Origin of the sequence: Rhodococcus sp. IEGM 1366 (assembly GCF_033142425.1) — a bacterium.
Lineage (GTDB): Bacteria > Actinomycetota > Actinomycetes > Mycobacteriales > Mycobacteriaceae > Rhodococcus_F > Rhodococcus_F globerula.
Genome location: NZ_JAWLRZ010000006.1, coordinates 1 through 15,127 on the forward strand (window position 1 = coordinate 1; position 15,127 = coordinate 15,127).

The window sequence follows — 15,127 nt, forward strand, 5'->3', positions numbered from 1 at the left end:
CCCCCCCCCCCCCCCCCCCCCCCCCCCCCCCCCCCCCCCCCCCCCCCCCCCCCCCCCCCCCCCCCCCCCCCCCCCCGGGGGGGGGGGGGGGGGGCGGAGCCCCCTACAATTCCGCTCGCACCAGCTTTGCCGCCTCGACGAGGTTACGCAGCGACGCTTCTACCTCGACCGGACCTCGTGTCTTCAAGCCGCAGTCAGGATTGACCCACAACCGTTCCACCGGGACAGCCTCGAGTGCTTCACGCAGCGAGCCGGCAATCTCGTCGACGCTCGGCACCCGCGGAGAGTGAATGTCGTACACGCCGGGGCCGACGCCAAGGTCGAACCCGACGGCGCTGAGGTCGTCCAAAACCTCCATGTGTGAGCGGGCCGCCTCGATCGAGGTGACATCGGCATCCAGTCCCGCGATCGCGCCGATCACGGCACCGAACTCCGAGTAGCAGAGATGGGTGTGGATCGCCGTGGAATCCGCGACGCCCGACGTTGCCAGTCGGAACGACCCGACCGACCAGTCCAGGTATGCCGACTGATCGGCGGCTCGCAACGGGAGCAGCTCACGAAGTGCGGGCTCGTCTACCTGGATGATGCCGATGCCGGCAGCCTGCAGGTCGACGGTTTCGTCCCGAATCGCCAGTGCAACCTGATTGGCGGAGTCGGCAAGTGGCTGATCGTCACGCACGAACGACCACGCCAGAATCGTGACCGGTCCCGTGAGCATCCCCTTGACCGGCTTGTCGGTCAGTGACTGCGCGTAGGTGATCCAGTCGACTGTCATCGGCTTCGGCCGGGAGACATCGCCGTAAAGGATCGGCGGACGTACACAGCGCGTTCCGTACGACTGCACCCAACCGTTCGCGGTCGCGAAGAATCCCTCGAGCTGTTCGGCGAAGTACTGGACCATGTCGTTGCGTTCGGGTTCTCCGTGCACGAGCACGTCCAGGTCCAACTTCTCTTGGAGCGCAACCACATCCGCGATCTCGGCGCGCATGCGCGAGATGTATTCGCCTCCGTCGATCTCGCCCTTGCGCAATGCCGCACGAGCCACCCGAATCTTGGATGTCTGCGGGTACGAACCGATAGTGGTGGTCGGAAGGGGAGGAAGCGACAGCAATTCGGCCTGAGCTTTACGGCGCTCTGCTGCCGGTGCGCGGCTGGTCGCCGAATTCAGCACGGATTCAAGACGCCCACGCACGCGTGCGTCGTTGAGTCGCTTGTCGTCCCTGCGAGTCGACGCGGCGGCGCGAGCGAGGCCGAATTCGTCCTCGACGGATTCGCGACCCTGGGTCAGTGCGGTGGCAAGTGTTGCCACTTCCCGCACCTTTTCGGCGCCGAATGCAAGCCAGGAGCGAAGGGCTTTGTCGAGATCAGGTTCCTGCGAGAGCGAGTACGGAACGTGCAGGAGTGAGCACGACGTGGAGACGGCAAGCCTCTCGACGCTGCCGAGCAGCCCGCCAAGCGTGGACAGCGCCGAATCCAGGTCCGTTCGCCAGATGTTGCGACCGTCGACAACTCCGGCGACTACCAATTTTCGGGCGAGGTCTGTGACGGAACCTATCGAATCATTTCCTGCGACAAGGTCGACCGCAAAACCGTCGACTGCGGTGGACGCCAGGGCGGGCAGTGCATCGCCCAACGAGCCGAAGTATGACGCCAGCAAAATTGCCGGTCGGTTCGACAACAACGAAAGCTGTTCGTAGAGCGACCGCGCGGCCTCGATCTCCTCGTCGGTGCGGTCGCCGACGAGCGCCGGTTCGTCGATCTGTACCCACGTGGCCCCGGCTTCGGCGAGCTTGCCGAGAAGGTCCGCGTACAGCGGAACCAGTTCATCGATCCGCGTCAGAAGAGGTTCTTCTGTTCCGACAGCCTTCGAGAGGAGAAGGAACGTGACGGGTCCGATAACAACCGGGCGAGCGGGAATTCCGTCGGCGAGTGCTTCCGCCAGTTCGCCGAGCACCTTGGAGGCGTCGAGCGCGAAAGTCGTCGACGGTGAAATCTCGGGGACCAGATAGTGGTAATTGGTATCGAACCACTTCGTCATCTCGAGCGGGGCAATGGTGTCGGTGCCGCGTGCGGCCGCAAAATAGCGGTCCAACGGATCGGCGACGGAGGCGACCCGCTCGGGCAACGCCCCGAGAAGCACTGCCGTGTCGAGCATCTGGTCGTAGAAGGAAAAAGTGTTGACCGGGATGGAGTCGAGACCCTGGTCACGAAGGTCGGCCAAGCCCTGCCGACGGAGGTCACGAGCTACTCGCGCCAAGGCGTCGGCGTCGATACGCCCCGCCCAGTAGCTTTCGATGGCCCGCTTGAGTTCGCGATGAGGACCGATGCGCGGAGAGCCCAGCACGGTCGCGGTGAATGTTGTTGTCACGGAGTTTCTCCAGATTGCCATTGCACTGATGGCCACTGCCGGCAGACGGGTACACCTCATGAGGCCGCGATCAAACATGCGACCACTTCTCGAGATCTACGCGCCCATTCCACGAGGCGGTGGACCGTCGGGCACGGCGTGCCCGACACAGTCGGCAGGTCTTCGGACTCGCGGGCTCTCGATCGTGGTGATCGAACCTACTGGCCGTCGCTTCCCAGGCAAGATGCCCAGTGCATGTAGACGGCGGTCGTTCCTGCTTACCGCTGCGGGACAGTCCCGGATTTTCACCGGGTTCCCTCTCACTCCGTCAGCCTGGGCTGACGGAGCTTCGACGCCAGGAACGGTCTTCGGGGCTCCTCATGACCGCGCCGGGCGAACCAGCTGCGTTGCCCAGCATAGGGCCACGAGCGTCGGAGCAGGAAAAGGAGTGCCTGTATGCCTTCTGTCGACGGGCTAGGCGCGCCACGAGTACGAGTTGGAGTCGGGAGGGACGCGGGGAAGATTTTCCGATGATCGGAGATTTTCTGCCATTTCGACAAGCAGGGCCTGTGATGCCGGAGAAAGGTCGACGACCCGGGACGTGAGATTGCGTAGGCGATCATTGTGAAGCTGTGCGAGCAGAATATGGTCGGAATCGCCGCTTGCAAGAAATGGCACTTCTTGGTCGGGGTTGAAAAAATAGTCCGGAGTCACTTCGAAGAATCGGGCGAGGGCGGAGACAACTTCGGGTGAGGGATTGGTTCGGACACCCGTGCGGAGTTGCGACAAGTAGGGAGTCGAGATGCGACAACCGTCTTCGGTCATGCTGCGCACAACCATGGCGTTGGTGACGTGATTGGGGGCGGACTCGAACAGCGCATTCAATCGTTGGCTGAATCTCGCCATGAGCCTTCCCCCTGTGTTGTCCGCTCAACCATCTGATAACTGGTAGGTAACCAAAGGTGGGTCGGTACTCCGCTACTTGGTTCCGCAACGTGTTGCTGTGGAACCAGGTAACAGGATACGTGAAGATTTGGGTCAGAACTGCAGGCGGGAGAGGGATTGGCATTAATTGCGACGGAATTGCCGGATACGGGACTCTATGTGGGGACCCTGCTCTTCTTATAACCAACCGTTGGATTCGGCGATTCGGGCAGATTCTCCGCGCGTTGCACCACCGGTCTTCCCCATCGCGGACGACAGGTGATTGCGAACGGTGCCGGCTGACAGGAATAGCTCGGCGGCGATAGCTGCAACGGGTGCGCCGGCCTTCGCGGCGCGCAGTACTTCGGTTTCGCGGTCGGTCAGCGGAGATTCGCCGCTGACAAGGCTGTCTGCCGCCAACGTGGGATCTACGACGCGCAACCCCGCATGGACACGTCGCACCGCGTCGGCGAGTTGCCGCGCCGGGGTGTCCTTGACGACAAAACCGGTGGCCCCGGCGTGCATCGCCTTGCGAAGAAATCCTGGCCGCCCGAAGGTTGTCACGATCAGCACGCGTGTCTGTGGGAGCGCTTCCAGCAACGCCGACGTGGCAGCGATCCCGTCCATCCCCGGCATCTCCACGTCCAGTAGCGCAACGTCGGGGCGGTGTTCCATAGCTGCCGCAACAACCTCGTCGCCTCGACCAACTTCCGCGACCACGGTCAGATCGGTTTCGAGATCGAGGAGCGCCGCCAGGGCGCCGCGAACCAATGCCTGGTCGTCGGCAAGTAGTAGCCGAATGCTCACGTGTTCTCCTGTTCATGGACCTGCAGTGAAAAGCCCTGGTGCGCGGCGCTGTTGATGGTCAGACGGGCTCCCGCCGCTGCGGCGCGTTCACGCAGTCCGGTCAACCCGTTGCCGATCGTCGTATTCTCGCCGGAGATCCCGTCGTCGACAATTTCGACGCTCTTCTCGTCGATGGTTATAGTGCATTGTGTTGCGGCGCTGTGACGTACGACGTTGGTGACGCCTTCCCGAACGGTCCAGGCAAACAACTCCCGCAAGTGGCGTGGGACCATTTCGGTACTGTTCGGGGAATGGTCTTCGATGCCGGCGGCACGGAGAGCCTCCCGGGCACGGGCGATCTCGACGGGAAGTGAGATGGTTCGAAAGCCGTCCACGGCCGAGCGCACATCAGCCAAAGCGTCTCGGGAAAGCCGTTCGAGATCGTCGAGTTCACTGCGAGCTCGCTCGACGTCGACGTCCAACAATCGGTTGGCCAGTTCGGCTTTGACGGTGATGACGGTGAGCGAATGTCCGAGGATGTCATGGAGATCGCGCGCCATTCGAGCGCGTTCTTCCATGACGGCACGCAGTTCCTGTTCTTCTCGTTCGTGGACCATCGCAATATTGCGTCTGATGAGGGACATGACGCCCCACGTGGCAAACGCGGCGGCGCACACTCCGAGTGACAGGCCCGAATAGTTTCCCCATCCGGCGCTGACGCTGACGATTTCCACCGAAGCGGCAATGGCCAAGGTGAGAATGCCGCCGGCCACGGTCGGAAGCATTGTGACGGCCGTGACCGCGAGGTAGGGCGCAGTTGCGAGACCGGTCGGCCCGACACTGACGATGATCACAGCAGCGAGTGCAGTCAGACCGGCCAACGTGAGTACCGCGCGGCGAACTGTCGGTTCCCCGCTGAGGGTGAGACGGCGCTGCTGTACCCGGGCAAAGGTGTAGAGGTAGAGAGCGCTGAAGGTAAGCGTCGCAAGAATCCCTGCCCAGCCGCGTAATTCGTCGCGAAGGTTCCATCCCTCGATGAGGGGACCACCGAGAAAAATCATCCACACGGCGGCAAACAGAATGCCGAAACGATTCCGTCGCGGCATCGCGGCGGAATCGATTGGGCGAGTGGTCTCCGACAACTACACACGCTCCGTATCTTGTTGGAACCGCCAGATCGCTCCGGCAGCGAAGACGGCGAACCACACCAGAATATTGACGATCCACGTCCAGTGGACGCTATTGCCGGTCAGCGGCGCGTGCGCCAGCGCGTTGATGCCGAACATCGGAGTGAATTGAGCGATGGTCGCCCACACCGAACCATCCTGGAGCGGAACAAACAGGCCGCCGCCGAATGCCAGCAGTGCGAGGCCGGGACCGAGCAGTTGCATGACGTTCTCACTCGGCAGCAGGTATCCCATGAACAGGCCGAAGGCCGCGAAGATCGACGATCCGAGCCAAGCGATCAATGCCGTTGTGAACCACAATGATCCGTCCATCTGAGCAGAGGTGAACGAGCCGACAACATAGACAACGAGGATCGACGCGAGACCGAGCAGCATGGCCATGATCAATTTGACGGCGATGTAGGCGACCGGAGTCAACGGTGTCAGCCGAAGTTGTCTGCTCCACCCGGATGCTCGCTCGATCGACACCATCGCGCCGCCGCTGGTGGTTGCGAGCATCGCGCCGTACAACGCCATGCTGATCATGATGTACGCCGCGACGTTGCCGTGCCCGATGTCATGAGCGTCGTCGCTTTGCCCCAACCCGAAGACCAGGTAGAAGACCACCGGCATGACAAGTGTGAAGAGCATCGTGCGCCGATTACGGGTCAGGCGACGCAGTTCCAAACGCAGCAAGGTCGTGTTGAACCCGCCCAGTGGTACGACGGTTCGTTCTGTTGCAGTGGTCATCACTTCTGTCCTTCGGAGTTGTTCGACGTGAGTGCGATGAAGGCGTCTTCGAGTCCGCGCGAGACGATTTCGAGATCGCGGGCCGCTGTGTTGTTCAGGAGGAACCGCGCGACAGCATCGGTGTTGCCTGAGTGCACCGTCAGTGCCTCGCCGCGCAGTTCGACGGCATCCGAGTGCGGTATAGCGCGTAGAAGTTCGTCGGTCAGGCCAGGAACCCTTGCGTGCAGGGTTCGTCCGGACGCCATGGCCTTGACCTCGGCGGTGGTTCCGTCGGCCACGATTGTTCCTTGCCGGACCAGAATGATGCGGTCGGCGTAGACGTCGGCTTCTTCGAGGTAGTGCGTCGCAAACAGAACGGTGCGCCCTTGATCCGCGTCGGCTCGGATGGCCGACCAGAAGTCCCGGCGCCCTTCGACATCCATGCCGGTGGTCGGTTCGTCGAGGATGAGAAGTCTCGGGTCCGACAGGAGGGCCATCGCAAATCTCAGGCGCTGCTGTTGCCCGCCGGAGCACTTGCTGACGAGTCGGCCGGCGATGTCGAGGATTCCGGCGCGGCGCAGGACTTCGTAGACGGGGCGAGGGTGCGCGTACAGACTCGCCGTCAGTTGCACCGTCTCGGCAACTGTCAGTTCTTTGAGTAGTCCGCCGCTCTGCATGACCGCGGAGACCAGTCCGCGGGCTATCGCTGCGCGCGGCGCCATCCCGAAGACGCTCACGTCACCGGATGTCGGCTTCGACAGGCCGAGAATCAAGTCGATGGTGGTGGTTTTTCCGGCGCCGTTCGGGCCGAGAAACGCCACTATTTCACCGGGGCGAATACTCAGGTCGATGCCGTTGACTGCGCCCACATCGCCGAAGCGCTTGTGAAGTCCGGTCAATCGAATGGCGTCGTGTGCTCGTCCGTCAACGGGTGGATGCAGTGCCTGTGCTGAGGTCATACCTCGAATCTGCCGGTTTTCGGCAGGGGAGCCCTCGTCGATCCGTCATTCTTCGGCCATGACATTTGTCATTGGTTTGGCAGTCGCGGGTTTCGGTGGCTGCTGGCCGAGGCGGGCGAGTACCAGGCCGACGATAATCGCTGCGCCGCCGATGCCTTGGATGACGGTGATGGATTCGCCGACAAGTATCCAGGCTGCGATCACTGCGCACAGGACCTCGGTGAGGGCTACGAGCGACCCGATTGTGGGTCCCAACAACGTGATCGCGGCGATGCCGGTGAGATAGGCGATGACGGTACTGACGACGACCAGAATCACTATCGGCAGCCACACTCCCACAGAATGGCCTGCCACGACGGTGTTCGACGACGAGAATGCAAGGGGGAGTGCGCCGATCACTCCGAGTAGTCCGATGAGCACTGCGCTGACAGTCAGCCCGGACGCTGCGAGCACAACAGGGTGCAGATCGCCGTCGGCCCGTTCGGAAATTACGAAATACACTGCGAGACAGGCAGCTGCTGCCAGTCCCCAAGCGACGCCGACGGCACTGATCTCTGCCGAGCCGAAGACATCGATGACCACGGCCGCGCCTACCAGGGCGATCGCTGCTCCCAGAAGCGTCTGCACGCTCGGTCGTGCGCCCTTGGTGATCCACACCCATCCAATGACGATGATGGGGGCCAGGTATTCGAGAAGGAGCGCCACGCCGACCGAAAGATGTTGCACCGCATTGAAGAAACACAACTGCACTCCGGATATTGCGAACACTCCGTACAGTAGTACCGTTCGCGTGTGGGCCGTCACTTGCCGCATACGACGCCACTGGGTTCCCAGTGCAATCACCATCATCACGAGTGCGCCGCCGGCAACGCGCGCGAACACCGCGCCTCCCGGCGACCAACCGGATTCGATGAGAGATTTGGCGAAGGGGCCGGAGACGCCGAATGTCGCAGCGGACAGTAGAGCGAAGATCAAGCCGTTGCGAGAGTTCACGTCGTCACCCGTCAGGAGTAAAAGCGATTACGATGATGACACTAGGTTGACAATGCTCAGGAGTCAAAGTGAATTTTGCTGATGACACGGAATCGGCGCTCGTCTTCGCTGCGTCGTTGGTGAACACTGCTCGAGGAGGCGGCGAACTTCTGCCTGATCAGGAAGAACTGACTCGATTTCTCGATGCGGACAAGTGGACCGGGCGACGCGACGGCACGCAGAGCGAACTCGATGCGGTGCGGACGCTACGTCCACGTCTGCGACAGTTCTGGGAAGTGACCGAAGTGGACGACGCCGTCGCGGTGGTGAACACGCTGCTGGCCGAATCGGGAGCGCAGCCGAGACTCGCCCGGCACGACGATCTCGGGTGGCATCTGCACGTCACGGCGGACGATGCGCCCCTCGTCGATCGGATGGCCGCCGAAGCGGCGATGGGTGTGCTCGATCTGATCCGCACTGGGGAGTTCTCGCGTCTGCAGTGGTGTACCGCTCCTGATTGTGACGCAGTATTCGTGGATCTGTCGCGTAACCGATCAAAGCGGTACTGCGACACCGGAAACTGTGGGAACCGGGCTAATGTCGCGGCATATCGTGCGCGAAAATCCTTTGGCTGACAGGTGTATCCGGAGAACCGTGCTAATCGAATCTGAAGGGATCGACGATGCATACAGCGGGAATTATCGGAGGCGGTATCGGGGGCCTGGCAACGGCGCTGGCGCTTGCGAATGCAGGCTGGTCGGTCACGGTGTTCGAGCAAGCGCCGGTTCTTACCGAGGTGGGCGCCGGAATCACGTTGTGGCCGAACGCACTTGCCGCACTCGATCACCTTGGAGTGGGCGATGAGATCCGGAGCAGAGCCGCCCCAGGTTGGGTGGGCGGAATACGCAATCGCCAGGGTCGGTGGTTGATGCGGACGAGTGAGGAGAGATTCCGTGCGCTGCACGGCAATTTTGTCGCCATGCACCGCGGCGATCTGGTCGATGTTCTCCACACAGCGCTTCCCGAATCGGTGACCTTACGGCTCGGCGGTGCAGTCACAGGGATCGATGTGGGTGGCGCGATTCGTTGTGGTGATCGCTTCGAAGAGTTCGATCTGATCGTCGGCGCCGACGGAATCGACAGCCTGACGCGGCGAACGATGTTCCCTGAGTATCCGGTGCCGCAGTCGCTGGGGGTTCGCGCGTGGAGGTGGATCGTTGATGACTGCGGCAGTGTTGACGTGGGTGGGATCCTCGGCGCAGGAGGAGAATTCGGCATCGTTCCGCTGGGGAACGGGCGGTTGTACGTTTTTGCTGCAGCACGGCTGTCCAAGGGCGCCCCGGACCCGTCGTTGGATGATTTTCTTCACTGGCCGTCACCTGTCCCTGAGCTCATCTCTGCAGTTGTGCCGGAGCGGATTCTTCGCCACGACATCAGAGATCTTCCAGCGCTACCGTCCTTTGTTCGAGACAGCGTTGTGCTCGTGGGTGATGCCGCGCACGCGATGGGGCCGCATCTCGGTCAGGGTGCATGCCAGGCTCTCGAGGATGCTGTCGCGCTCAGCGCTCATGCTCATGACTTGGCGACCTACGACTATCTGCGCACCAAGAGAACGCATCGCCTTCAAAAGCGTTCGCGTCAATCCGCCCGAACAATCCTCACTCGCGGCGTCGGCGCTACGCGCGCTCGCGACCTGGTACTGCGAGCTCTTCCCACCGAGGTGTTTCTTCGAGGTCTGGGATCGAACTTCAGCACTCGACACATGATGTAAAACACCATTGTCGGACCCCAGCTGTGCCCTTTGCTCATGCCGCCACTGATGAACTGCCCGGATCCTGCGTGGTCGCAGACGGGGCTTTGTGCGGTGACGGATCGTCCCCGTAGGTGTACTCCGTGTTGGTTTGGCCGTTCGCCTTCTGGATGGTCAGTGGCTTGGCGAATTCTCGTGTCCGGACCGGCAATTAACCACCAAAGCGTTGTTGAGTGCCCGGCGCAACGGCGTGGTTGAGGATGAGAAGTGCATGTGCGGGCTTTTTGTCGACGAGTAACCAGCGATGCCGAAGGTCGGCGTCATGCCGTATGAAGTCGCCCGCCTCGAGCTGCCACGAACCTTCGCCTTCGACCTCCACTTCAAGGCTTCCGCTGATCAGGTAGACCGCCGCGAGCCCGCTCGACTGGAACCATTCAGAGATGTGAACCTCGGGTTCGAGTCTGTACTCGGTAACTTCCAAACTCGTGTTGCGGTCGAACAACAACGCGTGGCCGATGGCCGCATCGGGCCTGCTCGACACCGGCACGGGGCTACCGCTTCCGGCGCGGACGATCGCTACTCGGCTCGGTGAGCCCAAGGGGCTGGGCATGAGCTCTCCGGGGGCGACGTTAAGGACTGTGGCAAGACGGTAGATCGTGACCATCGAGGGCATGCTCAACCCGCGCTCCACATGGCTCAGGAACGGTTGGCTGATGCCGGCGCTAGAGGCCAGTGCCCTCATCGAGAGCCCTGCGGCCTCTCGCCGAGTCCGCACCGCGGCACCGATCGCCACAGCCAACTCGGTCTCATCGTCGGTGGTCTGCGTCATTAACAACTCCGTAACACCCAGTATAGCTGCAGGAAATACTCATGGCCCATTTTGATAGTTGTCAGCTATCGCTTCGTCACTTCCACTTCAGTATGGAGTCTAAAGATGTCCGTTCACTCCACCGATCAACCCGTTAGTAGTGAGTCTCCATCGGAAGCCGGATCTTCGCGATTCACGATCGAGCAACGAGGCATCGACCATGTGCCGGCGAGTGAACGCCATGGCTCGGTGCGATCGGTGGCGCTGATGTGGAGCGGCGCGATGATGAACGTCACCGGCATCGTCTTCGGCGCCCTCCTCGTATTACTCGGTCTGAACCTCTGGCAAGCAGTCGCAGCGATTCTGATCGGTAACGCGACATGGATCATCACCGGTTTGTGTTCGCTGCCCGGGCCGGCTGCCGGCACCACCACGTTCGCCGCGAGCCGCGCTCCCTTCGGGCGCAACGGAAATCGACCGATCGCATTCTGCAACTGGATAATGCAGATCGGTTACGAGTCACTCGATCTGGTGTTGATGTTTCTGGCTACGTCGGTTGTCCTCGGTCAGGCCGGGATCGATTTGGGCACTCCGCTCGAGGTCGTCGTCATCTTGGGCCTGGCGGTTACGCAGAGCATTCTGCCTATCTTCGGCCTGTCGGTGATCATGAAGGCGATTCGAATCCTGTTGATCCCGTTCACTGTGCTGTTCGCGGTGCTGGTTGTGCTCGTGTTCGACTCCGTGGATGTCCAGACGGGCACGGCCTCCGGTGGCACAGCCTTGTTCTTCGCCGGTGTCGCGGTGGCGGCGTCAGGAAGCGGTCTGGGATGGACACCGAACGCCGCCGACTATGCCCGATATCTGCCCGAGTCAACCAGTCGCGTTCGCCTGGTGGTGGGCACCGCGATCGGAGGCGCTCTGCCGCAAACCCTGCTGATGCTGCTGGGTGCGGCCGTCGCCACTGCAGTCCCAGACGCCGTCGATCCCATCAGCGGACTACCGTCGGCTCTGCCGTCGTGGTTCCTGACTCCCTATCTTCTTGTGGTCCTGCTACAGCTCACCGCGCTCAATGCGATCAACCTCTATTCCTCGGGAATGACACTGCAGGCGATGGGTATTCGAATCAGTCGTTGGCAAGCCGTCGTCGTCGATGCCGTTGTCTGCGCGATCGTCGCGATCGTCGTGACGTTCTCCGGCGACTTCAACACATTGCTTGGGAACTTCCTGCTCTTCATGATCGTCTGGTTCGCACCGTGGGCGGCGATCATGGTCGTCGACTATTTCCTGCGCTCGGGCCGGTACGACATAGCGTCACTATCCGATGACGGCGGCCGGTATCGCCGGGTTCTCGGCTTCAATCCGGCCGGCGTCACTGCCCAGGTCGCCGGCATGATCGCGGCATTGCTCTGCATCAACACCACGGTCTTCACCGGCCCCATCTCCAAGGCATTCGACGGCGCCGACCTCAGTGTGCCAGCCGGCCTGGTGGTCGGGGCGCTGACCTACTGGGCGCTGGCACGCACATCAACCCGTAACGAGAGCACAGTCACCGAAAGGCTCAGCGCATGAACACCATTCCCCTCGTCGATCTCGAACAGTGGCGCACCGGATCCTCCTTGCAGCGTGCGAAGCTGAGCGAACGTGTCGACCAGGCCCTGCAAGGGTCCGGATTCCTGTTGATCTCGGGCCATGGAATCGATCCTGAACTCCGCGCGCAGATTCGGGCCGCCGGATCGGCGTTCTTCACCAGCGGCCCGGCGACCAAACATCGATACCGGACCCACGTCGGTGGGCGGGGGTGGATCCCCTCGGGTGCCGAAGCCAACGCTTTCGTCGAAGAGACTCCGGGTCCAGCCGACCTCAAGGAGACCTACACGAACGGCTGGGACGACTACTCCACCGGTGACCCCGTGGTCGATAACGAATGGTTCGCGCCCAATGTCTGGCCGACCGAAGTGCCGGAGTTCGAGCGGCTGTGTGCGACGTACACCGAGCAGATGCGTTCCCTGGCAGCAGAATTGCTGACCGTCTTCGCTTCGGCACTGAATCTCGATCCCGACTGGTTCACCTCTTGGACCGACCGCGCACCACATTCGTTCAACCTCAATCGATACCCGGCGATGGCCGAGACCGGGATTGCAATCGACGGCCAATACCGGATCGCGCCGCATACCGATTTCGGGGTCATCACCATACTCGACCGTCAAGCAGGCTACGGCGGGCTCCAGGTCGATACCGGTGACGGCAGCTGGGTGAATGCACCGTTCGTCGATGATGCCTTCACCATCAACATCGGTGATCTGATGGCTCGTTGGACGGGCGATCGGTGGCGCTCGACCAGGCACCGGGTATTGCCTCCGTCCGCGCACGACCCCAACGAGGAGTTGATCTCGTTGATCTTCTTCTTCGAAGCCAATCACGATGCGGTGATCGAGTCTTTCGGTCCGCCGATCGGACGAGCGCACGCCTACCAGCCCGTCACGACTGCGGACTACCTTCGCGCCCGGTATTCCGCGATCACCATCTGACGAACGCCCAGACCACCCAACACGCGAGGACGACATCCATCATGGCATTTGCCCGCAACGCCGGAACCGACTTCCAGGTCCCGATCATCGATATCTCGACGTTCACAGGCGGGGCCGATATCGATCGGCAATCAATCGCCCGCCAGGTCGATCTGGCTGCATCCACCGTCGGATTCATGCAGGTGGTCGGGCATGGCATCCAACCGAAAGTGCTCGATCGGTTCACCGCGGCCACCGACGAATTCTTCGCGTTGCCGGAGTCCACCAAACGCAAATACTCCACACCGCCGCACATCAACCGCGGGTACACCCCACCGAGAGCCGAGGCGTTGGCAAACTCTCTCGGGATCATCACCGCCGCAGATCTTTTCGAGGCGTTCAACATCGGCGTCGACCCTGCCGACCACGCCTCTCCGGACCTCGATCCCGTCGACTACGCGCCCACCATCTTCCCCAGCGAGACAACCGACTTCGAATCTGCCGTTACCGCTTGGTTCGGCGAGGCCCGACGCGTGGCGCACACCATGGCCGACATCTTCGCCCTGGCTCTGCATCTACCGATCGACTACTTTCGGCAGTTCACCACGCACTCTCTGGATGTACTGCGTATCAACAACTATCAACTGCCCCACCCCGACGTCACCTTGGAATCCGAGCAGATGGGCATGGGAGCGCACACCGACTACGGTATCGTGACGGTCTTGTGGGCAGATCAGGTGCCAGGACTGGAAATACTTGACAGTCAGCGGGTTTGGCACCCCGTACAGCCCGCCGACGGGGCACTGTTGGTCAACCTGGGCGATGCGCTGGCCCGCTGGACCAACGATCGCTGGATCTCCACCATGCACCGGGTAGCGCCGCCACGCGTCGACGGCCGGCTCGTGCCGCGACGCTCGGCGGCCTTCTTCCACGACGGCAACCCCGAGACGGTCATCGCGTGCCTGCCGGGTTGCACCGGTCCCGGCAATCCACCGCGATATGAGCCGGTGACGGTCAAAGAGCACATAACCGCCAAGCTCCGCGGGTCCCGGGGGCGGGAACCGAATCCCCATGCGATCCGGGAGGCCGCTCGCCTCACTGGCAGTACATCATGAGTAGCACATTCACCGTTGCCACCCTTCCGAAGATCGAATTGCACTGTCACCTCGAAGCCGCCCTGCCGATCAGCCTCGTTTACCTTCTTGCGCAGCGGAACTCACTGAACCACTTGCTTGCGCCGGCGCTGGGTGCCTACCAGAGCGTCGCCGACATCGACGACTACCTGAAGGGCTACGACGCCACCGCCCATCTCCTGCGCACAGCAGGCGACTTTGCCGAAGCCGTCGACACGTACTTGCATTCGGTGGCTCAGCAGGCCGTCCGATACGTCGAAATCTTCTGGAGCCCCATGGTCCATCTCGACGACGCGGTGCCCTACCGCACCCAACTCGCCGGCATCATCGACGGCATCGAACACTCCACCTCCGGCGTCAACTGTCGCCTGATCCCGGCCATCGACCGCTCCCGCTCACCCGCCGAAGCCGCCCAAGTGGTCGATTACATCGTTGAGTGCAACAACGACCTCGTGGTCGGAGTCGGCCTGGACTACGATGAAACCCTGGGCCCCGCAGATACTTTCATCGAGCCATTCGCTCGCATACGACGCGCAGGACTACGCGCCACAAGTCATGCCGGCGAAACCGCCGGGTCCGACAGCATCCTGGACAGCATCGACCTGCTTGGCTGCAGCCGCATCGACCACGGATACGCAATACTGAGCAACGACGACGACCTACAGCGATGCCTCGACGCCGGTGTCACTTTCACCGTCAGCACCCGCGCGGCCGAACTCTTGAAGACCTGGGGTCTCGAGGTCGCGGGCGCTCCAGCAGACATGTGGCGCCGTGGACTCCGCATCTCACCGGCCACCGATGCGCCCGCACACTTCGGAACAACACTCACCTCCGAGCACTCCATGCTCGAGGCCGCCGGATTGACGGTCGCCGACCTTCACGACATCCAGTTGGCATCGGTCGCCGGTACCTTCCTTGACGAGACCGACCGCCGTACCCTGACTGCCGAACTCAGGACCTGATCCGAGCACGTCGACACGGGACCGTCTGTAACTGGACTGGCAATGGCGCCGGCACTACGCACGTTCGAGACCTCGTACAGCGAG

At 62.1% G+C, this 15,127-nt stretch carries 14 protein-coding genes and 1 riboswitch; of the genes, 6 read left to right on the forward strand and 8 right to left on the reverse strand.

The window, feature by feature from the left end:
- Positions 1 to 103: 103 nt before the first annotated feature.
- From metE to R4P64_RS18305, 7 genes are all read right to left on the reverse strand, one after another.
- Positions 104 to 2,368, reverse strand: coding sequence for a 5-methyltetrahydropteroyltriglutamate--homocysteine S-methyltransferase (metE, locus tag R4P64_RS18275; RefSeq protein ID WP_317822100.1), 2,265 nt, complete (start codon positions 2,366 to 2,368; stop codon positions 104 to 106).
- Between the two features lie 135 nt (positions 2,369 to 2,503).
- Positions 2,504 to 2,705, reverse strand: a riboswitch (cobalamin riboswitch).
- A gap of 116 nt (positions 2,706 to 2,821) precedes the next feature.
- Entirely contained in the window at positions 2,822 to 3,253 is a 432-nt protein-coding gene (locus R4P64_RS18280) for a helix-turn-helix domain-containing protein (protein WP_045068905.1), read from the reverse strand.
- A gap of 216 nt (positions 3,254 to 3,469) precedes the next feature.
- Positions 3,470 to 4,078, reverse strand: coding sequence for a response regulator transcription factor (locus R4P64_RS18285; RefSeq protein WP_033234027.1), 609 nt, complete (start codon positions 4,076 to 4,078; stop codon positions 3,470 to 3,472).
- A complete protein-coding gene (locus R4P64_RS18290; RefSeq protein WP_317540703.1) occupies positions 4,075 to 5,163 on the reverse strand; it encodes a histidine kinase in 1,089 nt (362 codons plus the stop codon). The genes R4P64_RS18285 and R4P64_RS18290 overlap by 4 nt, the downstream gene beginning before the upstream one ends.
- Positions 5,164 to 5,199: 36 nt before the next feature.
- A complete protein-coding gene (locus tag R4P64_RS18295; RefSeq protein WP_092806503.1) occupies positions 5,200 to 5,973 on the reverse strand; it encodes an ABC transporter permease in 774 nt (257 codons plus the stop codon).
- On the reverse strand, positions 5,973 to 6,911 hold the full coding sequence (locus R4P64_RS18300; RefSeq protein WP_317540704.1) for an ABC transporter ATP-binding protein: 939 nt from the start codon (positions 6,909 to 6,911) through the stop codon (positions 5,973 to 5,975). Before R4P64_RS18300 ends, R4P64_RS18295 begins: the two co-directional genes overlap by 1 nt.
- Before the next feature lie 45 nt (positions 6,912 to 6,956).
- Positions 6,957 to 7,904 carry an EamA family transporter gene (locus R4P64_RS18305; protein ID WP_033234031.1) on the reverse strand — a complete coding sequence of 316 codons (948 nt, stop codon included), beginning with the start codon at positions 7,902 to 7,904 and terminating at the stop codon, positions 6,957 to 6,959.
- Between the two features lie 68 nt (positions 7,905 to 7,972).
- On the opposite strand from R4P64_RS18305, the gene R4P64_RS18310 reads away from it, so the two are divergent.
- Both R4P64_RS18310 and R4P64_RS18315 read left to right on the forward strand, forming a co-directional pair.
- Positions 7,973 to 8,518, forward strand: a complete 546-nt coding sequence (locus tag R4P64_RS18310) for a CGNR zinc finger domain-containing protein (RefSeq protein ID WP_317822104.1) — start codon at positions 7,973 to 7,975, stop codon at positions 8,516 to 8,518.
- Positions 8,519 to 8,565: 47 nt separating this feature from the next.
- Positions 8,566 to 9,654 carry an FAD-dependent oxidoreductase gene (locus R4P64_RS18315; RefSeq protein ID WP_317822106.1) on the forward strand — a complete coding sequence of 363 codons (1,089 nt, stop codon included), beginning with the start codon at positions 8,566 to 8,568 and terminating at the stop codon, positions 9,652 to 9,654.
- A gap of 190 nt (positions 9,655 to 9,844) precedes the next feature.
- On the opposite strand, the gene R4P64_RS18320 is transcribed toward R4P64_RS18315, so the two are convergent.
- The gene (locus tag R4P64_RS18320; RefSeq protein WP_033234034.1) at positions 9,845 to 10,462 is read right to left on the reverse strand and encodes a helix-turn-helix domain-containing protein; all 618 of its coding nucleotides are present in this window, start codon (positions 10,460 to 10,462) and stop codon (positions 9,845 to 9,847) included.
- Between the two features lie 105 nt (positions 10,463 to 10,567).
- On the opposite strand from R4P64_RS18320, the gene R4P64_RS18325 reads away from it, so the two are divergent.
- Genes R4P64_RS18325 through R4P64_RS18340 form a run of 4 tightly spaced genes read left to right on the forward strand, consistent with a single transcriptional unit; the run spans position 10,568 to position 15,043 of the window.
- The gene (locus R4P64_RS18325; RefSeq protein WP_317822107.1) at positions 10,568 to 12,010 is read left to right on the forward strand and encodes a purine-cytosine permease family protein; all 1,443 of its coding nucleotides are present in this window, start codon (positions 10,568 to 10,570) and stop codon (positions 12,008 to 12,010) included.
- Positions 12,007 to 12,969, forward strand: coding sequence for an isopenicillin N synthase family dioxygenase (locus R4P64_RS18330; protein ID WP_317822108.1), 963 nt, complete (start codon positions 12,007 to 12,009; stop codon positions 12,967 to 12,969). Before R4P64_RS18325 ends, R4P64_RS18330 begins: the two co-directional genes overlap by 4 nt.
- Positions 12,970 to 13,010: 41 nt before the next feature.
- Positions 13,011 to 14,063, forward strand: a complete 1,053-nt coding sequence (locus tag R4P64_RS18335; RefSeq protein ID WP_033234037.1) for an isopenicillin N synthase family dioxygenase — start codon at positions 13,011 to 13,013, stop codon at positions 14,061 to 14,063.
- Entirely contained in the window at positions 14,060 to 15,043 is a 984-nt protein-coding gene (locus R4P64_RS18340; RefSeq protein WP_317822111.1) for a hypothetical protein, read from the forward strand. Before R4P64_RS18335 ends, R4P64_RS18340 begins: the two co-directional genes overlap by 4 nt.
- Positions 15,044 to 15,127 lie beyond the last annotated feature (84 nt).